The 23,713-nt window shown below is 70.7% G+C and carries 22 protein-coding genes and 7 tRNA genes; 10 read left to right on the top strand and 19 right to left on the bottom strand.

The window, feature by feature from the left end:
• Positions 1 to 142: 142 nt before the first annotated feature.
• The 4 genes from KJK29_RS31740 to KJK29_RS31725 form a co-directional block, all read right to left on the bottom strand.
• The gene (locus KJK29_RS31740; RefSeq protein WP_215122597.1) at positions 143 to 703 is read right to left on the bottom strand and encodes an HIT family protein; all 561 of its coding nucleotides are present in this window, start codon (positions 701 to 703) and stop codon (positions 143 to 145) included.
• 66 nt (positions 704 to 769) lie between these two features.
• The gene (thrS, locus tag KJK29_RS31735; RefSeq protein WP_215122596.1) at positions 770 to 2,746 is read right to left on the bottom strand and encodes a threonine--tRNA ligase; all 1,977 of its coding nucleotides are present in this window, start codon (positions 2,744 to 2,746) and stop codon (positions 770 to 772) included.
• A 92-nt stretch (positions 2,747 to 2,838) separates the two neighbouring features.
• Positions 2,839 to 4,080 carry a hypothetical protein gene (locus KJK29_RS31730; RefSeq protein WP_215122595.1) on the bottom strand — a complete coding sequence of 414 codons (1,242 nt, stop codon included), beginning with the start codon at positions 4,078 to 4,080 and terminating at the stop codon, positions 2,839 to 2,841.
• The gene (locus KJK29_RS31725) at positions 4,077 to 4,643 is read right to left on the bottom strand and encodes a DUF4365 domain-containing protein (RefSeq protein WP_184597254.1); all 567 of its coding nucleotides are present in this window, start codon (positions 4,641 to 4,643) and stop codon (positions 4,077 to 4,079) included. Before KJK29_RS31725 ends, KJK29_RS31730 begins: the two co-directional genes overlap by 4 nt.
• Positions 4,644 to 4,811: 168 nt before the next feature.
• On the opposite strand from KJK29_RS31725, the gene KJK29_RS31720 reads away from it, so the two are divergent.
• Positions 4,812 to 5,540: a 3'-5' exonuclease gene (locus KJK29_RS31720; protein WP_215122594.1), complete on the top strand. Its 729-nt coding sequence runs from the start codon at positions 4,812 to 4,814 to the stop codon at positions 5,538 to 5,540.
• Positions 5,541 to 5,606: 66 nt separating this feature from the next.
• On the opposite strand, the gene KJK29_RS31715 is transcribed toward KJK29_RS31720, so the two are convergent.
• Both KJK29_RS31715 and KJK29_RS31710 read right to left on the bottom strand, forming a co-directional pair.
• A tRNA-Val gene (locus tag KJK29_RS31715) sits at positions 5,607 to 5,678 on the bottom strand.
• A 39-nt stretch (positions 5,679 to 5,717) separates the two neighbouring features.
• Entirely contained in the window at positions 5,718 to 6,164 is a 447-nt protein-coding gene (locus tag KJK29_RS31710) for an SRPBCC family protein (RefSeq protein ID WP_215122593.1), read from the bottom strand.
• Between the two features lie 63 nt (positions 6,165 to 6,227).
• On the opposite strand from KJK29_RS31710, the gene KJK29_RS31705 reads away from it, so the two are divergent.
• Positions 6,228 to 8,636 carry an SCO7613 C-terminal domain-containing membrane protein gene (locus KJK29_RS31705; protein WP_215122592.1) on the top strand — a complete coding sequence of 803 codons (2,409 nt, stop codon included), beginning with the start codon at positions 6,228 to 6,230 and terminating at the stop codon, positions 8,634 to 8,636.
• A gap of 18 nt (positions 8,637 to 8,654) precedes the next feature.
• On the opposite strand, the gene KJK29_RS31700 is transcribed toward KJK29_RS31705, so the two are convergent.
• From KJK29_RS31700 to KJK29_RS31670, 7 genes are all read right to left on the bottom strand, one after another.
• Positions 8,655 to 11,396 carry an exo-rhamnogalacturonan lyase family protein gene (locus KJK29_RS31700; RefSeq protein WP_215122591.1) on the bottom strand — a complete coding sequence of 914 codons (2,742 nt, stop codon included), beginning with the start codon at positions 11,394 to 11,396 and terminating at the stop codon, positions 8,655 to 8,657.
• Positions 11,397 to 11,543: 147 nt separating this feature from the next.
• Positions 11,544 to 12,134 carry a hypothetical protein gene (locus tag KJK29_RS31695; RefSeq protein ID WP_215122590.1) on the bottom strand — a complete coding sequence of 197 codons (591 nt, stop codon included), beginning with the start codon at positions 12,132 to 12,134 and terminating at the stop codon, positions 11,544 to 11,546.
• Between the two features lie 7 nt (positions 12,135 to 12,141).
• Positions 12,142 to 13,023, bottom strand: coding sequence for a carbohydrate ABC transporter permease (locus tag KJK29_RS31690; protein WP_215122589.1), 882 nt, complete (start codon positions 13,021 to 13,023; stop codon positions 12,142 to 12,144).
• Positions 13,020 to 14,027: a carbohydrate ABC transporter permease gene (locus KJK29_RS31685; protein WP_215122588.1), complete on the bottom strand. Its 1,008-nt coding sequence runs from the start codon at positions 14,025 to 14,027 to the stop codon at positions 13,020 to 13,022. Before KJK29_RS31685 ends, KJK29_RS31690 begins: the two co-directional genes overlap by 4 nt.
• A complete protein-coding gene (locus KJK29_RS31680; protein WP_215122587.1) occupies positions 14,027 to 15,316 on the bottom strand; it encodes an ABC transporter substrate-binding protein in 1,290 nt (429 codons plus the stop codon). Before KJK29_RS31680 ends, KJK29_RS31685 begins: the two co-directional genes overlap by 1 nt.
• A 993-nt stretch (positions 15,317 to 16,309) precedes the next feature.
• A tRNA-Val gene (locus tag KJK29_RS31675) sits at positions 16,310 to 16,381 on the bottom strand.
• A gap of 78 nt (positions 16,382 to 16,459) precedes the next feature.
• Positions 16,460 to 16,918, bottom strand: coding sequence for a TIGR02611 family protein (locus tag KJK29_RS31670; protein WP_215122586.1), 459 nt, complete (start codon positions 16,916 to 16,918; stop codon positions 16,460 to 16,462).
• Positions 16,919 to 17,109: 191 nt separating this feature from the next.
• Between KJK29_RS31670 and KJK29_RS31665 the strand changes: the two genes are divergently transcribed.
• Together KJK29_RS31665 and KJK29_RS31660 are read left to right on the top strand one after the other, a co-directional pair.
• A complete protein-coding gene (locus KJK29_RS31665) occupies positions 17,110 to 17,523 on the top strand; it encodes an SsgA family sporulation/cell division regulator (RefSeq protein WP_004002642.1) in 414 nt (137 codons plus the stop codon).
• Between the two features lie 317 nt (positions 17,524 to 17,840).
• Positions 17,841 to 18,401 (top strand): CGNR zinc finger domain-containing protein, encoded by a 561-nt coding sequence (locus KJK29_RS31660; RefSeq protein ID WP_215122585.1) that lies wholly within the window; start codon positions 17,841 to 17,843, stop codon positions 18,399 to 18,401.
• 52 nt (positions 18,402 to 18,453) lie between these two features.
• Here the strand turns inward: KJK29_RS31660 and KJK29_RS31655 are convergent, their stop codons facing one another.
• Both KJK29_RS31655 and KJK29_RS31650 read right to left on the bottom strand, forming a co-directional pair.
• Positions 18,454 to 18,639, bottom strand: a complete 186-nt coding sequence (locus KJK29_RS31655) for a hypothetical protein (RefSeq protein WP_215124631.1) — start codon at positions 18,637 to 18,639, stop codon at positions 18,454 to 18,456.
• A gap of 127 nt (positions 18,640 to 18,766) precedes the next feature.
• Positions 18,767 to 19,216 carry a hypothetical protein gene (locus KJK29_RS31650; RefSeq protein ID WP_215122584.1) on the bottom strand — a complete coding sequence of 150 codons (450 nt, stop codon included), beginning with the start codon at positions 19,214 to 19,216 and terminating at the stop codon, positions 18,767 to 18,769.
• A gap of 163 nt (positions 19,217 to 19,379) precedes the next feature.
• On the opposite strand from KJK29_RS31650, the gene KJK29_RS31645 reads away from it, so the two are divergent.
• Positions 19,380 to 19,907 carry a DsbA family protein gene (locus tag KJK29_RS31645; RefSeq protein WP_215122583.1) on the top strand — a complete coding sequence of 176 codons (528 nt, stop codon included), beginning with the start codon at positions 19,380 to 19,382 and terminating at the stop codon, positions 19,905 to 19,907.
• A 22-nt stretch (positions 19,908 to 19,929) separates the two neighbouring features.
• Here KJK29_RS31645 and KJK29_RS31640 read toward each other — a convergent pair whose 3' ends face one another.
• The 3 genes from KJK29_RS31640 to KJK29_RS31630 are packed head-to-tail and all read right to left on the bottom strand — an operon-like array spanning position 19,930 to position 22,667.
• Positions 19,930 to 20,751: a GNAT family N-acetyltransferase gene (locus tag KJK29_RS31640; RefSeq protein WP_215122582.1), complete on the bottom strand. Its 822-nt coding sequence runs from the start codon at positions 20,749 to 20,751 to the stop codon at positions 19,930 to 19,932.
• 54 nt (positions 20,752 to 20,805) lie between these two features.
• Complete coding sequence (locus KJK29_RS31635) at positions 20,806 to 21,627, bottom strand: aminotransferase class IV (protein ID WP_215122581.1); 822 nt, start codon at positions 21,625 to 21,627, stop codon at positions 20,806 to 20,808.
• Positions 21,624 to 22,667: a chorismate-binding protein gene (locus KJK29_RS31630; RefSeq protein ID WP_215122580.1), complete on the bottom strand. Its 1,044-nt coding sequence runs from the start codon at positions 22,665 to 22,667 to the stop codon at positions 21,624 to 21,626. The genes KJK29_RS31635 and KJK29_RS31630 overlap by 4 nt, the downstream gene beginning before the upstream one ends.
• Positions 22,668 to 22,844: 177 nt before the next feature.
• Between KJK29_RS31630 and KJK29_RS31625 the strand changes: the two genes are divergently transcribed.
• The 5 genes from KJK29_RS31625 to KJK29_RS31605 all read left to right on the top strand — a co-directional run bounded on the left by KJK29_RS31625 (position 22,845) and on the right by KJK29_RS31605 (position 23,313).
• Positions 22,845 to 22,917: transfer RNA gene (locus tag KJK29_RS31625), tRNA-Gly, on the top strand.
• A 36-nt stretch (positions 22,918 to 22,953) separates the two neighbouring features.
• Positions 22,954 to 23,027: transfer RNA gene (locus KJK29_RS31620), tRNA-Cys, on the top strand.
• Position 23,028: 1 nt separating this feature from the next.
• A tRNA-Val gene (locus KJK29_RS31615) sits at positions 23,029 to 23,100 on the top strand.
• 26 nt (positions 23,101 to 23,126) lie between these two features.
• Positions 23,127 to 23,198, top strand: a tRNA-Val gene (locus tag KJK29_RS31610).
• A gap of 43 nt (positions 23,199 to 23,241) precedes the next feature.
• Positions 23,242 to 23,313: transfer RNA gene (locus KJK29_RS31605), tRNA-Val, on the top strand.
• Positions 23,314 to 23,366: 53 nt separating this feature from the next.
• On the opposite strand, the gene KJK29_RS31600 is transcribed toward KJK29_RS31605, so the two are convergent.
• Positions 23,367 to 23,666 carry a TFIIB-type zinc ribbon-containing protein gene (locus tag KJK29_RS31600; RefSeq protein WP_193480248.1) on the bottom strand — a complete coding sequence of 100 codons (300 nt, stop codon included), beginning with the start codon at positions 23,664 to 23,666 and terminating at the stop codon, positions 23,367 to 23,369.
• Positions 23,667 to 23,713 lie beyond the last annotated feature (47 nt).

Here is a 23,713-nt window from a genome sequence, read left to right as displayed (position 1 = left end):
TTGTTAGGTCGCCCTGCGCTGCGGCTGAGGCGGGGTGGGTGCGCAACCCGGCGCTGCGGGGTGCCGCCTGCGCCCACCCGTGCCGCCCTGGGGGCACCGCCCAGGCCCTTGAGGCACTGGGGGAGGCACGACTGCCCGCAGGCTAAGCCGACGGCCAGGCCTCCGCCAGCATCTTCCGGGTGTCCGCCAAGAGCTGCGGCAGCACCCGCGTATGTCCCACCACCGGCATGAAGTTCGTGTCCCCGCCCCAGCGGGGCACGATGTGCTGGTGGAGGTGGGCCGCGATGCCCGCGCCCGCCACCGTGCCCTGGTTCATGCCGATGTTGAAGCCGTGCGCGCCGGAAGCGGTGCGCAGGGCGGTCATCGCCTGCTTGGTCAGCTCGCCGAGTTCGGCGGTCTCCCCCGCCGTGAGGTCCGTGTAGTCGGCGACGTGCCGGTAGGGCACGGTCATCAGGTGGCCGCCGTTGTACGGATAGAGGTTGAGCACCGCGTAGACCTGCTCGCCGCGCCGGACGACCAGCCCGTCCTCGTCGGATTTGGCCGGGATCGAGCAGAAGGGGCAGCCGTCGCCGGCACCCGGGCCGGTCGGCTTGTTCTCGCCCTGGATGTAGGCCATCCGATGGGGCGTCCACAGACGCTGGAACGCGTCCTGCGTCCCCACTCCCAGCTGCTGCTCCGGCTCACTCGTCATGCAGTGCAGCATATGGCGTCGAGCTGGGGTGACGGCAAAGGCCCCCGGGATCTCCCCGGGGGCCCATGTGCCGTGTGATCAGACCTGCGCCCGCTCCTCGACGACCTTCTGGATCTTGGCGATCGCCTCGTCGAAGGGGATGCCGTTCTCCTGCGAGCCGTCGCGGTAGCGGAAGGACACGGACTCGTGGGACATGTCCTCGTCGCCCGCGATGACCATGAAGGGCACCTTCTGCTTCTGGGCGTTGCGGATCTTCTTCTGCATGCGGTCGGAGGAGGAGTCCACCTCGACGCGCAGACCCTTCCGCTTGGCCGCCGCCGCGAACTTCTCCAGGTACTCGACGTGCGCGTCGCCGATCGGGATGCCGACCGCCTGGACCGGGGCCAGCCACGCCGGGAAGGCGCCCGCGTAGTGCTCGAGGAGCACCGCGAAGAAGCGCTCGATCGAGCCGAACAGCGCGCGGTGGATCATGACGGGGCGCTGCTTGGCGCCGTCCGCGCCGGTGTACTCCAGGTCGAAGCGCTCCGGCAGGTTGAAGTCGAGCTGGATGGTCGACATCTGCCAGGTGCGGCCGATGGCGTCCTTGGTCTGGACGGAGATCTTCGGGCCGTAGAAGGCGGCGCCGCCCGGGTCGGGCACGAGGGGCAGCCCCTGCTTCTCGGCGACCTGGCGCAGCGTCTCGGTCGCCTCCTCCCAGGCCTCGTCCGAGCCGACGAACTTCTCCGGGTCCTTGGTGGAGAGCTCCAGGTAGAAGTCGGTCAGGCCGTAGTCGCGCAGCAGGCCGAGGACGAAGGTGAGCGTCTTGTCGAGCTCCTCCGACATCTGCTCACGGGTGCAGTAGATGTGCGCGTCGTCCTGGGTGAAGCCGCGGGCCCGGGTGAGGCCGTGCACGACGCCCGACTTCTCGTAGCGGTACACGGTCCCGAACTCGAAGAGGCGCAGCGGCAGTTCACGGTAGGACCGGCCGCGCGCGTCGAAGATCAGGTTGTGCATCGGGCAGTTCATGGGCTTGAGGTAGTAGTCCACGCCCTCGTCGAGCTGCATGGGCGGGTACATGCCGTCGGCGTACCAGTCCAGGTGGCCCGAGGTCTCGAAGAGCTTCCCCTTGGTGGCGTGCGGGGTGTAGACGAACTCGTAGCCCTCTTCCTCGTGGCGGCGGCGCGAGTAGTCCTCCATGACCCGGCGGATGATGCCGCCCTTGGGGTGGAAGACGGCGAGGCCGGAGCCGATCTGCTCCGGGACGGAGAACAGGTCCAGCTCGCTGCCGAGCTTGCGGTGGTCGCGCTTCTCGGCCTCGGCGAGGAACTCCAGGTACTGCTTCAGCTCGTCCTTGGTGGGCCAGGCGGTGCCGTAGATGCGCTGGAGCATGGGGTTCTTCTCGCTGCCGCGCCAGTAGGCGGCCGCGTTGCGCATCAGCTTGAACGCCGGGATGTTCCGGGTGGAGGGCAGGTGGGGACCGCGGCAGAGGTCCTTCCAGCACAGCTCGCCGGTCTTGGCGTCCAGGTTGTCGTAGATCGTCAGCTCGCCGGCGCCGACCTCGACGTCCGCGCCGTCGTCGGAGGAGGCGGAGCCCTTGAGGCCGATCAGCTCAAGCTTGTACGGCTCGCCGGCCAGCTCCTCGCGGGCGGCCTCGTCGGTGACCGCGCGGCGGGCGAACTTCTGCCCGCGCTTCTGGATCTCCTGCATCTTCTTCTCGATGGCCTTGAGATCCTCGGGCGTGAACGGCTTCTCGACGTCGAAGTCGTAGTAGAAGCCGTCCTTGACGGGCGGGCCGATGCCGAGCTTGGCGTCGGGGAAGAGCTCCTGCACGGCCTGCGCCATGACGTGCGCGGTGGAGTGGCGCAGGATGTTCAGGCCGTCCTCGGAGGAGATCTCGACGCCCTCGACCTCGTCGCCCTCGGACAGGGCGTACGACAGGTCCCGGAGCTCGCCGGCCACGCGCGCGGCGATGATCGAGCGCTCGCCGGCGAAGAGCTCGGCGGCCGTAGTGCCCGTCGTCACCACGCGTTCTTCCCGCTCGGAATCGCGCTGGATGATCACACGGACGTCTGACACCGGTCTTCTCCTGACTGAAGGTGGGGCTGCGGCGCCGTACGGGAGCGCGCACGAGTATGGATCGTACCGACCCCGGGCCGCCGACCGCGAAATCAGTCCTCGCGGTCCCCCTCGTCTCCTCCGCAGGCCTCCTCGAAGAAGGCCGCCATCCCGGCGTTCTCCTGCAGCGCCTTCATCAGCCGGTCCCGTTCGGCGTCGTCGACCTGCACGGGTACGACGCCGTGGGCGCCGGTGAGGCGCCGGAAGCCGCCCCGGCTCTCCAGCCGGCCCTGCACCCGTACCGGCAGTCCGACGAGGTGGGCGTGCCCGGCGATCCGGTAGCCCTCCTCGTCAAGAGTGATCCGGACGTTCGGTATCTCGGCGCCGGCCAGGACCCGCAGCCGTACGGTGCCCTCGCCGCGCGGCCCCGACCTGCGCAGCCGCACCACCGCTCCGGTGATCCGCACCGGCACGGCGGGTTCCTCGCGCAGATAGCGGGCGCCCGCCTCGCGCAGGACCGGCAGGTCGCCGGGCGAGAACTCGACGGGCTCGGTGGAGGACGCGCACCCCTCGGGCACCCCGGCCGCCGGGGCCCAGGCGACGGCGATCCGGGCGCCCTCCGTGCCCCGGACCAGGGCGACGAGCGCCTCGGTGAGCTCATGGCTCACCCCTGCCTCGACCGCGGCGTCGAAGGCGTCCATGCCGCCCGTGGCGCGCTGGTAGTCGATGGCCTCCCGGGCGGCGTACAGCGCCTGGTGAAGGCGTACGGCCACGGGGCGGCCGTCGGCGACGGGCACGAAGGCGGTGAGCCGGCCGTCGGCGGCGGAGCCGACGAGGACGTTCTCCAGGGACGCGGCGGCGGAGCGGCGATGGCGGGCGCCGTGATAGCCGGCCCGCGCGCGTGCGGCGAGGGCCGCCGCGAGCAGCATCCGGCGGGCCGCGGTGCGCAGCCCGTCCTCGACGATCCAGGACGCCGCTCCGGCGGGCCCGGCGGGGACGTCGTGCCACCAGCGGATCTCGTCGCTGGGCACGGCGAGGGAGACGAGGACCTCACGGGCGGAGGGCGAGCCGCTGCGGGACAGGGCGAGCAGGGCCTCGCCGAGCAGGTCGTCGCTGTCGGGGAAGGCGCGGGTCTCCGGCACCAGCAGGCTCGTGCCGCCGGCGCCGGGGCCGGGCGGGGTCCAGCGGCCGTAGCGTCCGGGGGCGCCGCCGCGCCGCAGCCAGCCGTGCCGGCGCAGCAGGGCGCTCAGCACGGCCGGGTCGACGTCGCGGGGCTCGGGCGGCGGGCCGCTCCAGGAGTCGACGGGGTGGGGCCGCACGGCCCTCAGTGGCTCCTCGGTCGGGCGGTGCGTCACGGTTTCCCTCCCGTCCCGACCCGCGTCATGATCTCGCACAGGGCCCGGTCGTCGAAGATGCGTGCGGTCGGTATGCGCACGGTGGTGCGGCTGCGGCCGGTGATGGGCTGGCCGGCGAGGTTGGTCCAGTAGCAGCAGTGCCTGAGGTCGAGCCGGTCGTGTCCGGCGCGCAGCCAGTCGTCCTGGGAGCGCGGCACCAGCATCACGACGAGGATCTTGTGCACCGACACGGGTGTGCGGGCGAGTTTCGCCAGGTGGGCGTTGTCGAGCGTGAAGGAGAAGGTGCGGCCGGGCGGGTTGGGCGGCACCTGGTAGGTGGCCTTGAGCTGCACCTTGATGGTGACCTCGTCGTCGACCGTGTGCCCGGGGGCGCTGTGGCTGACGTGCCAGTCGATGCCGTTGTCGGGAAAGGGCTGGGACAGCGAGCAGCCGGCGGCCGCCGCGACGGCGTGCAGATAGCCGACCTGCAGTGTCTCCATGCAGGCGGTGGTGGCGAGGGTGCCGCGGGAGGGAGCCGTGCGCTCGGGCAGCAGCCCGCCCCGTTCGGGCTGCGCAATGGCCATGGCCAACAGCCTTCCAGAACAGATGAGTCCCCGTGCGGGCCGCTGAACTGCGACGACCCGTACTCCTGTTGTCTCCTTCCGGCGTAGTACGCAAACAGCCCGGGTATCACCGAATCGGGCAGCGGACGGTGCGTCAACTGCCGAAGGTGAACGAGGGGTTGTGTGGCTATGACGACGTGCTGGTACGAGGGGGCGCTGGCCGCCTTCGACACGGAGACGACGGGCGTGGACGTCGAGACCGACCGGATCGTGTCGGCGGCCGTCGTCGTCCAGGACGCCCCGGGCGTCCGGCCGCGGGTCAGCCGCTGGCTGGTGAACCCGGGTGTGCCGGTGCCCGCCGAGGCGACGGCGGTGCACGGGCTGACGGAGGAACACCTGCAGCGCAACGGCCGGTGGCCGGCGCCGGTGATGTACGAGATAGCGGAGGTGCTGGCCGAGCAGGCGCATGCCGGCCGTCCGGTCGTGGTGATGAACGCGCCGTTCGATCTGACCCTGCTGGACCGGGAGTTGCGCCGCCACCGTGCCTCGGCGCTGGACCGCTGGTTCGAGCCGGCGCCGCTGCTCGTGCTCGACCCGAGGGTCCTGGACAAGCACCTGGACCGCTATCGCAAGGGCCGTCGCACGCTGACCGATCTGTGCGCGCACTACGGCGTCACGCTGGAGGGCGCGCACGACGCGGCGGCCGACGCCGTGGCGGCGCTGGAGGTCACGCGGGCGGTGGGCCGCCGGTTCGCGTCCCGGCTGGAGCGGCTCGCTCCCGGCGAACTGCACACCCTTCAGGCGGTGTGGCACGCGGCGCAGGCCCGGGGCCTCCAGGCGTGGTTCGCGCGCAGCGGTGTCGAGGAGTCGGTCGACCCGGCCTGGCCCCTGCGTCCGGACCTGCCTGCGGCAGCCTGAGCATCTGGCCCGGGGCGTCCGGGCATGAAAAAACCGGTCCGTCTGAGACGGACCGGCTGTTTCCGGTGGGCGATACTGGGTTCGAACCAGTGACCTCTTCGGTGTGAACGAAGCGCTCTCCCACTGAGCTAATCGCCCGGGAACGCACTGAACAATACAGGCCCCGGCACGTTTCCTTCAAACCGCTTCGAGGTGCCTGGCCAGTCCGCGCCGCCCGGACCGCATCATCAGCGTGTGGTTGGCGCGGAAGACGGGCCGTCCCGGTACGGCGAGTCTCCGCAGCAGCGGCTTGGTCACGCTCACGACCTGGTCGTACCGCGCGAGACTGCCCGGCCCGAGCGGCGTGACCGTCCAGCGTGCCCAGCCCTCGATGTCCCCGGACAGGGCGGTCTCCAGCACACCGGCCTCGGGGTCGCGCCGCACCTCCCGTGCCGTGAAGGTCATGTCGTACGGCAGGACGGAGCGGATCCGGATCGTGCCGGTGGTCTCGTCGAGCCGGGTCACCTGCCGGACCTGGCGCCACCAGCGGGGGTAGCCCTCGGCCCGTTCCAGCGCCTCGTACACGGTGGCGGGCGGCGCGGCCAGGGGCCACAGGCTGCGGAAGCGGTAGTGGTTCCAGTCCATGCCCGCAGTGTGCCCACTCCTGGTGGGGGGCTTGGCTGAGTACGCGGCTGAGTATCCGCACTCATGCCGTACGAGGTGACGCGGACCACACTGCCAGGCATGACACACCTTCCGCCCCCGGCCGAGGAGTTGCGGCTCCTCGACGCCGAACTGCGGCAACTGGACGCCCGCAGGGCCCAGTTGCTGACCCGTCGCGCCTGGCTGGTCTCCACCCTGCGACGGGCCCAGCAGCCGTTGCCGGTGGCCTGGTCGCCCACGGCACCGCCCCGCCCGGAGACCGCCGCGCCCAGCGTGCAGAACGTCCTCCTGGTTCTCGGCGGTGTGCTGCTCACGCTCGCGGCTGCGGTGTTCACGCTGGTCAGCTGGGGTCATATGGGCATCACCGGGCGGGCGCTGGTGCTCGGCGCGGTCACGCTGGCCGCACTCGCCGGGCCCGTGCTCCTGCTGAAGCGGGGGCTGCGGTCGACGGCCGAGTCCGTGGCGGGGCTCGGGCTCGCCCTGACCGTCCTGGACGCGTACGCGCTGCACGAGGCCGCCCTCACCGGGACGGACGGGACCGGGTACGCGGCGGCCGCGGCAGCGGTGCTCGCGGTGATCTGGTCGGCGTACGGCCTGCTTCCGGCGACGGCCGCCCTGCGGCTGCCCCTGCCCTCCGCCCTGGCCGCGGCCCAGTTCCCGCTGTTGCTGTGGGCCCTGGCCGCCGACGCGGGCCCGTATCTGATCACGGCCGCGCTGCTGGTGACGGCCGGGCTCGACACGGTGGCGGCGCTGCGGGTGGCGACCGGTTCCGTGCGGATCGCCGCTGTCGTGGGTGCGTACGGCATGGGCGGCTGGGGCGTCCTGGCCGCCGGCTGGCTGTCGCTGACGGCGGACGGTCCGGGCGCCGCTGCCCGAGCCGGGGGGCTTCTCCTGCTCGCGGCGGTCATCGCGCTGGGCGCGTCCTGGCGGGGCCCGGGCACGCGGCACTCCCTCGGTCTCGCGATCGCCTCGGGGCTGCTCACCGTGGGCGCGTTCGGTGGGGTGGCTCGCTCCGGACTGCCGTCGGAGTGGGCGGTTCCGGCCCATCTGGCCTTCGGCGTCGCCCTGTTGGCGGCGATGACGACCGGGCGGCTGCCCGAGGCGATACGGCACGGGTTCGCCTGGGCCTCGGGTGTCGTACAGGCGCTGGCGCTGCTGTGGACGCTGCCCGTCGTCACCGTGGTGCTGCTGGGACCGGCCGGCTGGGTCGGCCGGGTGTGGAGCGGCGCTCCCTCGGACGCCCGTACCGCGGTGGCCGTCGAGGCGCCCTGGCCTCCGGACTCGGTGACGGCTCCCGTCGTGCTGGTGGCCGTCGCGGCCGTTCTCGCCCTGGCGATCCGCGCGGAGCCGTGGTGTGCGCGGGCCCGGCTCGGCGCGCTGGGCCTGCTCTGGGCGACGGTCCTGATGCTTCCGGCGGTGCTCGGGATTCCGTACGTCGCGGGGATGGCGGTCCTCGGGGTCATGACGGCGGCCGCGCTGTATGTGCGCAAGGAGGCGGTGCCTGCCGCGCAACTCACCGCCCTCGTCCTCGCCCTGGTCACCTCCGTCAGCCTCGCCCTGACCGCTCTCGCCTCCCAGACCGCGACCCTCGTGGTGCTGTCCGTGCTGGTGGGGCTGTTCGCCGCGGCCTCATGGCAGGCGAGCGTCGCCCCCGTCACGGCTCCGGCCGCCCTCGGGTACGCCGCCGCCCTGGCCTCGGCGACCGGTGCCGCCATGGACTGGCCGCCGGCCCCCACCGCCCTGCTGGTCCTGGCCGTCCCCGTGGCCGCCGCGCTGCTCGCGGCGCGTCTCGGTGAGCACCGGGCGACCGTGCCGGTCGAGTGCGTGGGAGCTGCCACCGGCCTGCTCGCCGTGGGCCTCGCCGTCACCGATCCGCCGCTGCTCGCCCTGGTGCTGGCCCTGTGCGGAGTGATCGCCGCGGGCACGGCGATGCGTCCGGGGCGCCGTCCCGTCGGCTACGCGGCCACGGCCCTGTTCGTGCTGGCCGCCTGGGTACGCCTGGCCGCCTGGGACATCGGCACACCCGAGGCCTACACGCTCCCGGTGACCGTGCCCGCGCTGCTCGTCGGCGCCCTGCGCCGGCGCCGCGATCCGGGGGCGTCCTCCTGGACGGCGTACGGCCCCGGACTCGCCGCCACCCTCCTGCCGAGCCTCGTCGCGGCCTGGGCCGACCCGCACTGGACGCGACCGCTGCTGCTGGGCACGGCGGCCCTGCTGGTCACCCTGCTGGGAGCGCGGCATCACCTCCAGGCGCCGCTGGTGCTCGGCGGCTCGGTGCTGGCCCTGGTCACACTGCACGAACTCGCCCCGTACGTCGTGCAGGTGACGGGCGCGCTCCCCCGCTGGGCGCCTCCCGCCCTCGCCGGACTCCTGCTGCTCGCACTCGGGGCGACGTACGAGCAGCGGATCAGGGACGTCCGGCGAGTGCGAGACGTCCTCGGGAGGATGAACTAGCCGTCTCCCACGGACCGGCTACGGCATCTTGTCGCCCACCAGCGCCAGGTTCTGGATGGCCGCCAGGCCGTACAGCGCCGTGGCGTTGGTGGACACCCAGGCCGCCTCGCTGCCGGGGACGAGGCCGGTCGGGCCCTCGATCTTCTTCGTGGACCAGTCCGTGGACTCCTTGTAGTCCCAGGTGTCGGCGCTGTTGTAGAACTGCCGCCACGCCCGGGCGGCCAGCTTGTCGTCGCCCGCCAGGACGGCCGCGTAGGCGTCCTGGCGGGAGTGGCCCTGGAAGAGCAGCAGGGAACCGAAGTCGGAGCCGTAGCGGGCCCTCTGCTCGGCCTTGGTGGCGTTGAAGTAGCGGCAGTAGTCGAGCCACGCCTCCTTGAACTTCGGCATGTCGACCTGGTCGATCAGCTCGGCGCACAGCTCGACCAGGCCGAACATGGCCGACAGATGCGAGACGCTGACCTTGGCGTCCTTGGCGACGGCGAACTTGCCGGTGTCCAGGTCGTACAGCGCGTTGCCCTGGACGAAGCCGTTGGGCTGGGCGGCGATGGTCTCCATCGTGGACAGAACGCGCGCCTTGGCCTTCTCCCACTTGGGGCCGCGCCGCTCCCACTCCGTGAGCCAGGCGGAGACCAGACCGCTCCAGTCGGTCCCGAAGCCGATGGACAGGGCGTTGCGGTCGGGGGTGTAGGGCTCGGTGCGGATCTTGCGGATGGGGTCGAGGACGAGGAAGGTCTCGTCGGAGTCGACGTTGGCGTGCATGAGGTCGCCGACGCGTTCGTCCGCCGTGAGGAAGTAGTAGTAGCGGCGATAGGTGGTGTTGGCGATGCGCTGCTGCTTGGCGCTGTCGGCGTAGTGCTGGACACCGTGCCGGGTGCCGAGGCCCGCCCACTTGCCGAGGTGGTAGACGTCGACCTCGCCGGTGTGCCGGGTCATGGCCTCGGCGAAGCGGAAGATGTCCGCCCGCCCGGAGCGCATGTACGCGAACCAGAGCCACAGGTCGGGCGAGAGCTCGGAGTTGTCCCAGGCGTAGCCGCCGACGTCGTAGCACCACTGGTGGCGGCTCGGGTCGTAGCTGTGCATGATGTCGCCGTAGTCCCAGAAGCCGTACCAGCGGCGCTGCTCCACCTGGTCCTTGTAGTAGGTGAAGAGGAAGTCGAGGTGGTCCTCGATCTTCGCCTTGGCACTGGTGGAGCGGTCCGGTGCGGAGAACAGCTTGCCGAAGACGCCGGCCTTGACGAGCTGCTGGGGCGGGGCGGCGAGCTGCGGCGGAGTGCGTACGGCCGCCACCTGCCGGGCCGTCGCCTCGGCGCTCGGCGTGGAGTCGTGGGCCCAGAAGAGGAGTTCGCTGGTGCGGGCGATGCCGTAGGGGGTGCCGAACTCGGGTTCGTAGTCCTCGTAGGTGATGTTGAGGCCTTCGAGCTGTTCGGGGTAGGTGTCCTGGCCCATGCCGTCGTGGTAGAAGCGCAGGTCCATGGGCTGTGCCTCGGGTGACCAGAGCCAGAGGGTGACCTCGGCCGTGTCGGTCTGGGCGTCGCGGATGTCGAGCTGGGCGGGGAACTTCTCCCAGAAGTCCCGCAGCCCGAAGGCGAACCCGCCGCTCGCACCACCCACGTATCCGAAGCCGCTGGCGCGCCGCCCGCCGCCCGCGCCGATCCAGCCGTGGCCCTTCTTCGTCCGCTTGCGGAGCGTGAATCCGTCGGCGGAGAGCTGGGAGAGGGTGTAGTCGCCCCACTCGGGGATGTACTGGAGGCGGGTGGTGACCCGCTGGTCCCAGGTGGCCGGGTCGGGCAGCTTCTTGCCTTCGAACTGGGCCGTACGCACCGCCGCCCCGGGGTCGCGGCGCAGTCCGGTGATGCCCTTCACGGCCTCGCGGAGCAGGCCGGTGCCGTCGCCGCCGATGCGGATGTGCCGGTCGTATGCCTGGTCCCGCATCGGCACCTGGAAGCGGACGCCGAGTCCGCGGATGAAGTCGCCGCTCGCCTTCGCGGGCTCCTGGGTGCCGTCGAAGGTGAGGGTGTGGACCATGCGGAAGGAGTCGGCGCCCGCGTAGAAGTAGAGCCGGATCGAGAAGGGCAGCCAGCTGCGGCCGCCCTTGCGGTGCTTGCCGTCGATGCGGACGACCGCGCGGACCGGGCCCGCCTGCTCGACCTCGACCTTGGAGATGGCGCCGTCGAAGCGCTCGGTCTTGACCGCGCCCTGGTCCTCGTCCTCGATCTCGGGCTGGCGGATGAGCACGAGCCGGCCGTTCTTCGCGATCTCCGTCGAGCCGCGGGTGACCGACTTGACGATGGTGGACCCGGACTTGCCGATCCTCGCGGTGATGACGCCGGTCGATATGTCGATGGTGCCGCCGCTCTTGTCGACGGTGACCTTCTTCTCGGGGGCGGCGGGGGTGCCGGCGGCGAGGGTGAGCTTGCCGCCGCCCGAACCGACCGCGTGCGCGGTCCACTTGAGGGAGCCGTCGGGCCAGTAGGCGATCGGCCAGGACTGCACGGGAACGGCCTTGCCGTCCGCGTCCGTGAGCGCGAAGGTCTGGTCCTTCTCGTAGGCGCCCTTGGGCCAGGGGACGCCGACGGTGGAGCCGGGGGCCGCGCCGAGTCCGCCGTCCTCCAGCCAGTCGAGGGTCACCGGGTCGGCGTCGGCGGGCTCGGGGCCGGGGGCGGCCTGCGCGTTCTGCGCCCCCAGCGCCCAGCTGAACTGGGCGGCGGCTCCGGCGACCGCGGCCGCCTTGAGGAGGGACCTGCGGGGGATGGGAGACATAGAGATGCTGCCTTTCCTTGTCCGTGCGGGAAGGTCCGTGCGGGAAGGTCCGTGCGGGAAGCGATTCCGCGTGGCTGATCCGGTCAGGGGCATGACACTGAGAGGTACGGCGCCCGGGGCGCCTGCCTGGAGTGAGGGCACCGCCGGTCAGCGGTGCCGGTAGCGCTCCTCCACGGCGACGGCCGCCGCCGCGACGGCCCCGAGAACGGGGACCGCCAGCGGCGCGACGAACCAGCCGGACAGGGCCACCACGGCCAGCCCGGCGATGATCAGGAAGGACCCGGCGGGGTCGAGAAAGGTCCGGCGCCAGGCAGCCGCGAGCAGCGTCCGCCACCGTTCCCCCGGCTCCCAGAGCGCCGCCGCGCGCAGCCCCGCCACGACGAAGGCGATCAGCGCGACGACCCCGACCGCCCCGACGAGCGGCCCGCCGGGAATCCCCGCCCGTGCCGCCTGGACGTCCACCCAGACCGCGGCCACCGCCGCCCACCCGGCGAGGCCGGCGAGCCACCCGCCGCGCAGAGCCGTACGGAAGTCGGCGACGAACTCCCGCCACCCACCGCCCTCGTGCGCGGTACGGCGCCGCAGATGCCGCGCACCCGCGGCGAACGCGGCCGGATACGTCACGACCCCCAACGAGGCCACCGCGATCCACACCCCGGTCAGCAGACACTCGGCGAAGATCGCGAACCGCCCGGCGAGCACCGACTCGCCCCGCGCCTTCACCCGGGTCCCGGCCATGCCCACCTCAGCCCTTCAGACCCGACGTGGCCATGCCGTCGATCAGATACCGCTGGAAGGCCAGGAAGAAGGCGAGGACCGGCAGCAGCGCGACGAGCGACATGGCGATCATGCCGCCGTAGTTCGCGAGCCCTTCCTGGTCGACGAACATCTTCAGGCCGAGCGAGACGGTGTACTTGTCGGGCTCGTTGAGGTAGATCAGCGGGCCCATGAAGTCGTTCCAGGCGTTGATGAACGTGAAGATCGCGCTGGTGATCAGGGCCGGGCGGCACAGCGGCAGCATGATCGACCAATAGATCCGCAGGTGCCCGCAGCCGTCGAGCCGGGCCGCCTCGTCGAGTTCCTTGGGCAGGTTGCGCATGAACTGCACCATCAGGAAGACGAAGAACGCCTCGGTGGCCAGATACTTCCCGAGCAGCAGCGGGGTGTAGGTGTTGATCATCTCCATGTTGCGGAACAGCACGTACTGCGGGATCAGCAGCACGTGGTACGGCAACAGCAGGGTGCCGATCATCAGCGCGAACAGCAGATTGCGGCCCGCGAACCTGATCCTCGCGAAGGCGTACGCCGTCAGCGAGCAGGACACCAGGATCCCGATCACCGAACCGCCCGCGAGGAACAGCGAGTTGAAGAAGAACGTGGAGATCGGGATGTCGGCGATGCCGTCGGCGAGGCTGGTGTAGTTGGCGAGGACCGGATCGCCCGGGAAGAGATCCAGGCTGCCGACGACGTCCTCGCTCTTCTTGAACGAACCGCCGACGACCCAGATCACCGGGTAGAGGATCACCGCGAGGATCACCAGGGACCCGATGTGCCAGGCGACGGAACCCGGCAGTTTGTGCCGGAGGCCACCCGCTCGCGGGGTGAGATCGGTGGATGGTGCGCTCATGAGGCGCCCTCCTCATAGTGCACCCAGCGCTTCTGGGACCAGAACAGCACTGCCGTCACCAGGGCGACCGCGACGAGCAGCATCCAGGCCATGGCGGACGCCAGACCCATCCGGCTGTTCTCGAAGCCCTGGACGTACAGATAGCAGGTGTAGACCATCGAGCCGTCGGCCGGACCGCAGGCGTTGCCTCCGGCGCCGCCGCCGACGATGTACGCCGAGCTGAAGATCTGGAACGAGTGGATCGTCTCCAGCAGGACGTTGAAGAAGAGCACCGGGGAGATCATCGGCAGCGTGATGTTCCAGAACCGGCGCAGCTTGCCCGCCCCGTCCACCTCGGCGGCCTCGTACAGCTCGCGCGGGACCTGCTTGAGGCCGGCCAGGAAGATGACCATGGGAGCGCCGAACTGCCAGACGGTGAGCGCCACCAGGCTGTAGATGATCATGTCGGGATCGCCGGTCCAGCCACCGACGTCGATCCCGAAGCTCTTCTGGATCCGGTCCACGATGGCGTCGTCGGAGAAGATCGCCTTCCACACGATCGCGATGGAGACGCTCGCCCCGATCAGCGACGGCGCGTAGAAGGCGGCCCGGTAGAAGGCCTGGCCGCGCCGGCTCTGGGCGAGGAGCAGCGCCACCCCGAGGGCGGCGATCAGCTTCAGCGGCGTTCCCACGACGACGTACCACAACGTCACCTGCACCGAGTGGCGCCAGCGCGGATCGCCGAACATCTCGGAGAAGTTCTCGAGACCGATCCACCGGGGCGCGTCGAACAGGTTGTAGTCGGTGAACGCGAAGTAGAGCGAGGCGACCATCGGACCCGCGGTGAGGAGCAGAAAGCCCGCGATCCACGGGGACATGAAGAGATAGCCGGCCAGGTTCTCCCGGCGCCGCCGCCGCTTGAGGGCGGCGGGGCGCTCGGGCTTCACCGGACCGTGCCGCGGCTCGGAGTCCTTGTCCTCGGACAGACCCTCCATCGCAGGGGCGTGTGTCACGGTGGTTCCCATCAGGTGCCGAGAGCCGTCTTCGACTCGGTGAAGAACTGCTTGACGGCCTCGTCCACCGACCTCTTGCCCAGGGCGAGTTCCTCGGCGATGCGCAGGAACGCGGACTCACAGATGTCCGCGCCGTTCGGGTGCGGGGTGATGGGCTCCAGCACACCGGCCTTGACGAGGGACTCCTCGTAGGCGGCGATCGCCTTGTTGACCTCGTCGGTCGGCTGGTACGCGTCGTACTGGGCCTGCGTCGCGGGCACACCGCGGTCGTAGCCCATGATCTTGGCGACCTCGGGGTCGTGCACCATGAAGTCGATGAACTGGGCGACCTCCTTGGGGTGCTGGGTGCGCTTGGAGGCGCTCAGCATGAGCGAGCCGAGGTACTGGCCGGTCTTCTTGCCGTCCGTGGTCGGGATGGGGGCCAGGCCGTACTCGCTCTTGCCCTCGGCGGTGTAGCGGACGGTGAAGTTGTCCCAGGTGAACTCGCCACCGGCGAGCTCGGCTGCGACCGCCGACTTGGGCTTGATCTGGGCGACCTTCTTGGCGTCGGTGTAGACGCCGTCCTTCACGCCCTTCTCGGCCTTCGTCCACCAGTCCGTCAGATCCGACTCGGTGAAGCCGAGGCCGTCCGCGGTGAAGAAGGCCTTGCCGTTCTGACGCAGATACAGGTCGTAGAGGTACATGACGCCGTACATGCCGCTGTCTCCGGAGCGGCCCGTCTTGTCGCGGATCTTCCTCATCGCCGCGTCGAAGTCGTCCCAGGTCCACCCCTGCTCGGGCTTGATGCCCGCCCGGGTGTAGACGGGCTTGTCGATGACCAGCGCCATCGAGTTCGAACCGACCGGAACACCGAGAAGCTTGCCGTCGATCTCGCCGAACTTATCCAGACCGGCCCGGAATCCCTCCATCCGGAGGTTGCCCGCCTCGGCCTGCTCGCTGAGATCGAGCAGCACGTTCTTCGCGTCGTATTTACGGAGGAAGCCGATGGCATTCTGGAAGACGTCCGGCGGATTTCCGCCGGAGGCCTGGGTGTTGAACTTCTTCCAGAAGTCGAGATAGGGCTGGAAGTCCGTTTTCACCTTGATCTTCGGGTACTTCTTCTCGAAGAGCGCGATGGTCTTGTTGATTCTCTGGGCGCGGTCCTCCGCTCCCCACCACGCATAACGAATCGTCACCGTCCCGTCGGCGGAGGCCCCTCCGTCACCACCGCAGCCGGTCGTCGCGGCCAGCCCCATCGTGACCGCCGTGGCCCCGGCCGCCTTCAGGACCGTACGTCTCTCAACATTCCTGCCGTTCACCACGGTTGGACCTCCCCGCACGTCGTCCCGCTCGCATGAATCGTTTCAAGTAAGCGCTTGCTGGCACAAGGTACGGAGAGGGTGAGGGTGCGTCAATGATTCGGACAGGAATTTCTTACCGAGGGAGGTGGGTGCGGAACGGGGCGAGGTGGTGAGGCCGGTGAGCCGGCAGGACGACGCCGCTGGTGAGGTACGTACGGCCGAGGGAGCGAACACCCACGGCCCCACCGCCGGAATTTCGGGCACGTCCGAAAGACGACGGTGGGGTGGAGGGGCGGGTGGGGGCTGGATTCAGCCATGCGATGGCCACCGTAGGGCGGGGACCCCTGCCCCTGCGAGCCGCCAGGCACTCGACGTGACCACTGAGGCCGGGCGGGTCCGCAGCCCGGCGGAACGGGGCACCGCCTGCGCCCACCCGTGCCGCCCCTAGCGGCACGCATGCCCGCAGCGGTGGCCTGCGGCGGCTTGGGCGGGGGCGGCGCCCGCTGCCGGGGCGGAGGGCTGAAGCCCCCGGCTGGCGCGGAGCACCAAGGCACCGGCTGCGGTGGAGCGTCAAGGCCCTTGGCTGACGCGGATACCGAAGCCCGCGGCTGGGGCGGAGGGCTGGAGGTCCCGGCTGAAGCGGCCGGCCGGAGCCCGCGGACCGTCCGGAGGGCCGAAGCCCGCAGCTGAGGCAGAGGGCTAAAGCCCGCGGCTGGGGGCGGAGAGGCGAAGCCGCCGACTGGGCGGAGGGGACGAAACCCCCTGCCAGGGCGGATGGCGGGAGCCACGGCGTGCCCGCAGGCGCCGGATCACGGAAGGGGACGTGTCGGGGGGTGTCCGCCCGCAGCGGTTGGCGCGTCAACGGACAGTCAGTCGGCGTCCGACCCCATCGCGCCGTTCCGAGGACGGACACCCCCCGGCGCGGCCCCGACCCACCACCCGGCGAGATGGCGCTACGCGCACCCGAACGACGACGGCCCACCTGCGCAATCGCAGGTGGGCCGTCAATCCGGGTGGGCGATACTGGGTTCGAACCAGTGACCTCTTCGGTGTGAACGAAGCGCTCTCCCACTGAGCTAATCGCCCGGACGCAGGAAGAACATTACCCCATGTCAGGGGGTGCCTGTGACCAGCACAAGCCCGCCACCGACACCCCCACGCGACTCACTGGTCCTTGATCTTCCACGGCATCACTATGCCGAACTTCCACACATAGATACCGACCAGTACGGCCACGATCACCAGCCCGATGCTCGTCAGGATGATGTTCCGCCGCCGCACCTTGGGGTCCAGGGCCCGCTGCGCCGCCTCGGTGACCTTCCGCTTGGTCCAGCGGAGCACCAGCTGCGCCCAGACGAACTCGGTCGCCCAGATCGCCATGCCGCCGAAAATCACGACCCATCCCGGCCCGGGAAGGGGCAGCATGATGATGCCGGCCACGACGACAGCGAGCCCGATGATGAAGACACCGACCTGCCAGCTCACATGCAGCAGCCGGCGCGCTTTGATGAATTCCGGCGCCCGCGAGCCAAGCCCCCGCTCTTGCTCGCTGCGCACCTCGTCCGAGCCCGTCTCGTCCGATGCCACGGCCACCTCGCCCGGCTCGTTACTCCCCGTATTCATACGGCCAAACACTACCCGAGCGAAACCAGTCACCGGAATGGACGCACGACGCGAACGATCTTAGGGCCGGAAGAGTTACGTAAAGGCACGCAAAACACTCAGAGGGGTTTACAACGGCACCGTAGGTGGCATGTCGATTTCGCCGACGTGCGAATCCCCGAGCGCACACTGAGCGAAAGGCCCTGGCGCTTATGAACACCACGGTCAGCTGCGAGCTGCACCTGCGCCTCGTTGTGTCGAGCGAGTCCTCCCTGCCTGTCCCCGCAGGCCTGCGGTACGACACGGCCGACCCCTACGCCGTGCACGCCACCTTCCACACCGGAGCCGAGGAGACCGTCGAGTGGGTGTTCGCCCGCGACCTCCTCGCCGAGGGACTTCACCGCCCTACCGGCACCGGCGACGTCCGCGTCTGGCCGTCGCGCAGTCACGGCCAGGGCGTCGTGTGCATCGCCCTGAGCTCACCGGAGGGCGAGGCCCTTCTCGAGGCCCCGGCACGGGCCCTGGAGTCCTTCCTGAAGCGGACCGACGCCGCCGTGCCGCCCGGCACGGAGCACCGGCACTTCGACCTCGATCAGGAGCTCTCGCACATCCTGGCGGAAAGCTAGGGCGAGGCCCTCACAAGGCCGCCCGGCGCCGTCGACTCGGGGAGACGGCTCGGGCTCGGACAACCGCATACGGGATACACCGGCGCCGACACCGCGGATCACGCGGAGTCGGCGCCGGTTCGTGCGCGTCGACGGGGAGACCCGGGAGGTGACGGCAACGCTCGTCGTCACTGTCGGTAGCCGGGAACCATGACAGGCCCGACGGCGTTCTATTCGAAGCCATGTGCGGGCATGAGGGCCGTCCCGTGGAGGCGAAGCCATTACCATCGGCCAGCATCGGCGGGCACCTGCCCGACCCCCAGGCCAGGGAGCGAATCGTGCTGATCACCCACGACACCCGGTGCGCCCTCGACACCGTGGTCGATCTGGTGAACACCGCACCGGAGGACGACACGGCAGCGGACGGGCTGTCGGACGTGGCGACACTCACGGACTTCGTGGGCAACCACGAGATCAGCGACGTCGGGGCGCTCTCGGAGTTCGACCTCTCCGCGGTGCGCAAGATCCGCGGGCGGTTCGCCGCCGTCTTCGCCGCCCCCGACGCACGCGCCGCCGCCGGGGTGATCAACGAGCTGGTCGCGGCCGCAGGCACCACCCCCCGGCTCACGGACCACGACGGCTACGACTGGCATGTGCACTACTTCGCACCGGGTGCCTCCGTCGCCGACCACCTGGCGGCCGACTGCGGGATGGCGCTGGCGTTCTTCGTGGTCGCCGGGGAGCAGGAGCGGCTGCGGCGGTGCGAGGCGCCCGACTGCCGCCGTGCCTTCGTCGATCTCTCCCGCAACCGCTCCCGCCGGTATTGCGACAGCCGCACCTGCGGCAACCGCCTGCACGTGGCCGCGTACCGGGCGCGCCGCCGGGAGGCCGCGGGCTGATGTCGATGCCGACGCGGCCCCGGCGGGTGGCGCCGGGTACCGCGGTTACGGCTCAGTGCATCAGCAGATCGTGCAACGACGCCATGAGCAGCAGACACCCGATCACCGCAAGGAAGATCATCAGCGGTGGCTGGGAAAGGGCGAAGAGACAACCACGGGGCTCGTCCTGGGGCGGCGCGGGGTCGCTCTGTCTCGTCGTGTCCAGCATCTCGCGGCGATGATGGCGCAGCCGCGCCACCAGGCGCGATCCGCGCCCTCGTTCCGTCCGGGGGTGCGCCGATAGCGTGAGGTCCGGTTCAGGTTGTGATCACTTCCGCGCGTCCTCAGACCCACTGTGACGATTCAGTCCGGCACGCGGCCGGCCGTCATATGCCGTGCTTCTTGAGGATGGCCTCGATGTCGCTGAAGTCGTCCTCTCCCCGGGACGCCGCCGCGGGCCGGGAGGAGGCGGGGCGGGAGCCCTGCCCGCCCTGTCCCAGGGAGGGCGCCGAGGCCGCCGGTGCCACCGCCTCGGGCTGCGCCGACGCCCGGGCCGCCTTGCGCTCCTTGCGGGTGCCGCCGCGACGGCGCTCCACCACGCGGGTGGTGGCGAACAGCACCCACGCGAGGCCCAGCACCCCGAAGCCCGCCCAGGCGGTCGGGCTGAACGCGGTGTCGGCCAGCCACTCGACGACGCCTGTCATCACCAGGCCGATCGGCACCAGCGAGTACGCCGCGATACGGGCCGCCGCGAGGAAACGCTTGCGGTACGCCGTGATGGCCGCAATGCCCAGGCCTGCCGCGGACACGGCGGAGCAGACGGTCTCGGCAATCATCCGGTCCTCCAGGCGTGGCGCGGTCGGGCAGGGGCACTTCGTCCCTTCCATCCTGCACCCGCCGCACCCTGACGGGCCATGCCTCGCCCCTACATCAGGGAGATCTCCGGGTCGCCTCCTCCGCAGGTGCAGGGGCGGGTGGACGTGCTGGAAGACTGTCGGCATGAGCGACTCCTCCCCTGCCCCGTCCACCGCCCCCGTCCTCGAGATCTGGTGCGACCTCCAGTGCCCGGACTGCCGCACCGCGCTGGACGACCTCCGATCGCTGCGCGCCCGCTACGGCGACCGCCTCGAGCTGCGGCTGCGGCACTTCCCCCTGGAGAAGAACAAGCACGCCTTCGCCGCCGCCCAGGCAGCCGAGGAGGCGTGGGAGCAGGGTCAGGGATGGCCGTACGCCGAGGCGCTGCTGGGACGGGTGGAGGAGCTGTCCCGTAAGGGAGAACCCTTCCTGGTCGAGGTGGCCCGCGAACTGGGCCTGGACGCCGAGGAGTTCGACACCGCGCTGATCGACGGCCGGCACATCCTGATCGTGGACGCCGACCAGGCCGAGGGCAAGGCGATCGGCGTGAGCGGCACCCCGACCTACGTCATCGACGGCGAGCGGCTCGACGGCGGCAAGAGCCAGGAGGGGCTGCGCGAGCGGATCGAGGAGATCGCGGACCGGCTGCTGGCCGGACAGGAGCAGGGCTGACCCGGCCCCTGCCGGGCCCCCGCTACAGCGGCTTGTACATGGCGTACTGCTGATTCTCGTAGCCGAGGGAGGCGTAGAGCCGTTCGGCCGGGGTGTTGCCCGCGAAGACGTTGAGGCCGACGGTCCGTCTGCCCTCGGCGATCGTCTGGGCCTCGGCCAGCAGCATGAGGGTGCGGCCGTGGCCGTTCCCCCGGTGGGCGGCGTGCGTCTCGACGTCGTAGACGAAGGCGCTGTCCTGGCGCACCCCGAGCCACAGCGTGCCCACCGCCGCCCCTTGGTGTTCCACGACGCTGACGAGCATGCCGTCGGTGGCGAGGCCGTCGGGCAGCAGGGTGGCGTGGTCCCGCTCCGACTTGGCCCGAGCTTCGGCCTCGGGCACGCCCCGTTCGGTCCAGCTCCGCGCGTAGTCCTCCTTGCTCTTCTCCAGCCAGGGGCCGAACTCCGCCTCGGTCATGGGCCGGCCCCGGCTGCCCGCGGGCAGTTCCGGCGGGGTGTCGCCGAGCGGCTTCTCCATCAGGCGGTTGCGCACGACGTAGCCGAGCGCGGTGGCGAGCCGGAGCGCCGGCTCGGCGGCGGCGGGCACCATCGCCTCGATGCGCCGGCACCCCCAGCCGCGCGCCACCTCCTCGGCGGCGAGCGCGGCCACCGTGCCCCGGCCGCGTCTGCGGTCCGGTTCCTCGATGCGCACCTTCATGATGCGGGCCACCGCGTTGCCGAAGACGGGATGCGTGCCGAGATGTATCGCCCCTACGGGACGGCTGTTCACACACACCTGGAAGCGGCGTGAGCGCGTCCCGTCGGCGTTCTGCTGAAGCGGCTCGGTCGGCCGCAGGGTCGTGGTCATCAGGGGTGTTCTACCCGCAACCGGGCCCCGGTTCAGCCGAATAATCGGGGGCTGTCAGGGATCGAGGTCGTGCCCGGAGCGCTCGTCGAAGATCCGCATGGCCTTGGCGGTCACCGGACCCGGCGCGCCCGGCAGCTCACGGTCGTGGACGCGGTGCACGGCCTGCACGTCCCGCAGCGTGGACGTCAGGAAGACCTCGTCGGCCCGCTCCAGCACGTCCAGCGGCAGATCGGTCTCCCGGGCGCCGGTCCACGCGATCGCCAACGCGCGCGTGATGCCCGCGAGACAGCCCGAGGCGAGCGGCGGGGTGTGGATCTCGCCGTCGAGGACGACGAAGACGTTGGAGCCGGTGCCCTCGCAGAGCTGTCCCGCCGTGTTGCCGAACAGGGCCTCCGACGCGCCCTGTTCGCGGGCGCGGGCGAGGGCCACGACGTTCTCGGCGTACGAGGTGGTCTTCAGGCCGGTGAGCGCGCCGCGCTCGTTGCGGGTCCAGGGGACCGTGATCACGGCGGTGGAGTCGGGGCGGCGGCTGGTCGCGCCGAGGGCGACGACGAGCGTCGGGCCGTGCTCGCCGCGGTCGGAGCCGAGCGGGCCGTGGCCGCCGGTGTAGGTGATCCGGAGGCGGCCGAGCGGCGCGGGGTTGGCCTCGATGACGGCCGCGCAGGCGCGGCGCACCTCGTCGTGGTCCGGGTCGGGCAGCCCGAGGCCGCGCGCCGACCGGGTCAGCCGGTCGAGGTGCCGGGTGAGCGCGAACGGCCTGCCGTCCACGGTCTTCACCGTCTCGAAGATGCCGTCGCCCACGGTCAGCCCGTGATCGAAGACGGAGACGCGGGCGGACTCGCTGTCCTGCAGCCCGCCGTCGAGCCAGATCTTCACGTCAGGTCCTCTCCACTCACCTCATGCCCTCCCGACGCTATCGCGAGCAGCCGTGACGCCTTCAGCTCGGTCTCCCGCCACTCCCCCTCGGGGTCCGATCCCCAAGTGATCCCCGCGCCGGTGCCGAAACGCAGCACACCGTCGCCCCGGTCGATCCAGAACGTACGGATCCCGACGGCCAGCTCCCCCACCCGCCGGTCGGCGTCGACCCAGCCGATCCCGCCGCAGTACGGCCCCCTGGGCGCCGTCTCCAGCGCGTCGATGATCCGCAGGGCGCTCGACTTGGGCGCGCCGGTGACCGAACCGGGCGGAAAGGCGGCGCCGAGCAGTTCGGCCCAGCCGGCCCCGGTCGCCAGTTCACCGCGGACGGTCGACACGAGATGGACCAGCCCCGGGTGCTTCTCGACGGCACACAGATCGGGCACCGTCACACTGCCCGTGGCGCAGACCCGCCCGATGTCGTTGCGGACCAGGTCCACGATCATCACGTTCTCGGCGTAGTCCTTCTCCAGCAGGTCCGCCTCGGTGCGGCCGGTGCCCTTGATGGGCCCGGACTCGACGACCCGTCCGTCGCGCCGCAGGAACAGTTCGGGCGACGCGGTGGCGATCTCCACACCGTGCCCGGGCAAGCGAATCGTTCCTGCGTACGGCGCCGGGTTGCCGCGGGCCAGCAGCGCGGTGAGGGCGTCCACGTCCGCGCCGGGGGCGATGGGCGCGGACAGCACCCGGCACAGATTCGCCTGGTAGACCTCGCCGGCCGCGATGTACTCGCGGATCCGCCGTACGGCCGCCGTGTACGCGGCGTGGTCGAGCGAGGACGTCCAGTCGTCCGCCGTCGGCGCACGCCACGCGCCGGACACGGGGGCGGGCACGGGCTGCTTCCGCACGTCCCTGAAGCGGGCGCAGGTCAGACGGCCCTCGAAGTCGGCGCAGACGGCCCAGAAGCCGCTGGATTCCAGGGCCTCGGGATCGTCGGTGACGTCGAGGAGCCCGGTGGCGACGCGGTCGCCGAAGCGGGCCAGAGGAGGGAGGTCGGACACGCAGTCGAGTCTATGGCGGTGTCCTGGGGGTGACCGGAGGATGTCCCTTCCGGGGCTCCGCGACATCCCTGAGCAGGGGAAGCGCAGCACGCTGCACAAACGCGTTTTTGTGCTGGCCCCGGAATCCGCTAGAGTTCAACACGTCGCCGGGCCGCGAGAGCGGGCCGGAAACGACAAGCGGACGTAGCTCAGTTGGTAGAGCGCAACCTTGCCAAGGTTGAGGTCGCCAGTTCGAACCTGGTCGTCCGCTCGCAGGAACAGGGGGCTCCCGGCCCCCTACACTCCTGGTGGAGTGGCCGAGAGGCGAGGCAACGGCCTGCAAAGCCGTCTACACGGGTTCAAATCCCGTCTCCACCTCCAAGGACGATTAGCTCAGCGGGAGAGCGCTTCCCTGACACGGAAGAGGTCACTGGTTCAATCCCAGTATCGTCCACTGGATCTGCTTCAAGATCCGAACCCGCGCGATTAGCTCAGCGGGAGAGCGCTTCCCTGACACGGAAGAGGTCACTGGTTCAATCCCAGTATCGCGCACGCAGTGCCCATGATCCGCTCCACGGAGTGGCCATGGCCCCGAGGACGATTAGCTCAGCGGGAGAGCGCTTCCCTGACACGGAAGAGGTCACTGGTTCAATCCCAGTATCGTCCACACCACACAGGAGCCCCCGGCCGTTCGCGGCCGGGGGCTCCTGTCGTGTCACGTCACGACGAGAACAGCATGTGCCCGAAGCCCTTGTTGCGGTGGTGACCGTGGTGGCCGTGGCCGCCGTGATGACCGTGGCCGCCGTGCGGGGCGCCCCAGGCGGGAGCCGGAGGGGCGGGGTAGGCCTGCGGGGCGGGCGGGGGCGGCGGCGCGCCCTGGGACCACTGGGACTCCAGACGGGTCAGCGACTCCAGCTCGCCGTAGTCGAGAAAGATCCCTCGGCAGCCGCTGCACTGCTCTATCTGGACACCGTTGCGGTTGTACGTGTGCATGGGCGCACGGCACTTCGGACACTGCATGGTGGTTCAACTCCTCGCCGGTCGGTCCTGCTTCGTCTCTCACCAGG

Origin of the sequence: Streptomyces koelreuteriae (assembly GCF_018604545.1) — a bacterium.
GTDB classification, from domain to species: domain Bacteria; phylum Actinomycetota; class Actinomycetes; order Streptomycetales; family Streptomycetaceae; genus Streptomyces; species Streptomyces koelreuteriae.
This window is presented reverse-complemented; position numbering and strand designations above follow the sequence as displayed.

Coding starts and splice junctions, on each gene's coding strand:
- KJK29_RS31740 (WP_215122597.1), bottom strand. CDS start 703: ATGCTGCACTGCATGACGAGTGAGCCGGAGCAGCAGCTGGGAGTGGGG.
- KJK29_RS31725 (WP_184597254.1), bottom strand. CDS start 4,643: ATGGCCATTGCGCAGCCCGAACGGGGCGGGCTGCTGCCCGAGCGCACG.
- KJK29_RS31720 (WP_215122594.1), top strand. CDS start 4,812: ATGACGACGTGCTGGTACGAGGGGGCGCTGGCCGCCTTCGACACGGAG.
- KJK29_RS31710 (WP_215122593.1), bottom strand. CDS start 6,164: ATGGACTGGAACCACTACCGCTTCCGCAGCCTGTGGCCCCTGGCCGCG.
- KJK29_RS31705 (WP_215122592.1), top strand. CDS start 6,228: ATGCCGTACGAGGTGACGCGGACCACACTGCCAGGCATGACACACCTT.
- KJK29_RS31700 (WP_215122591.1), bottom strand. CDS start 11,396: ATGTCTCCCATCCCCCGCAGGTCCCTCCTCAAGGCGGCCGCGGTCGCC.
- KJK29_RS31695 (WP_215122590.1), bottom strand. CDS start 12,134: ATGGCCGGGACCCGGGTGAAGGCGCGGGGCGAGTCGGTGCTCGCCGGG.
- KJK29_RS31690 (WP_215122589.1), bottom strand. CDS start 13,023: ATGAGCGCACCATCCACCGATCTCACCCCGCGAGCGGGTGGCCTCCGG.
- KJK29_RS31685 (WP_215122588.1), bottom strand. CDS start 14,027: ATGGGAACCACCGTGACACACGCCCCTGCGATGGAGGGTCTGTCCGAG.
- KJK29_RS31670 (WP_215122586.1), bottom strand. CDS start 16,918: ATGAATACGGGGAGTAACGAGCCGGGCGAGGTGGCCGTGGCATCGGAC.
- KJK29_RS31665 (WP_004002642.1), top strand. CDS start 17,110: ATGAACACCACGGTCAGCTGCGAGCTGCACCTGCGCCTCGTTGTGTCG.
- KJK29_RS31650 (WP_215122584.1), bottom strand. CDS start 19,216: ATGATTGCCGAGACCGTCTGCTCCGCCGTGTCCGCGGCAGGCCTGGGC.
- KJK29_RS31645 (WP_215122583.1), top strand. CDS start 19,380: ATGAGCGACTCCTCCCCTGCCCCGTCCACCGCCCCCGTCCTCGAGATC.
- KJK29_RS31640 (WP_215122582.1), bottom strand. CDS start 20,751: ATGACCACGACCCTGCGGCCGACCGAGCCGCTTCAGCAGAACGCCGAC.
- KJK29_RS31600 (WP_193480248.1), bottom strand. CDS start 23,666: ATGCAGTGTCCGAAGTGCCGTGCGCCCATGCACACGTACAACCGCAAC.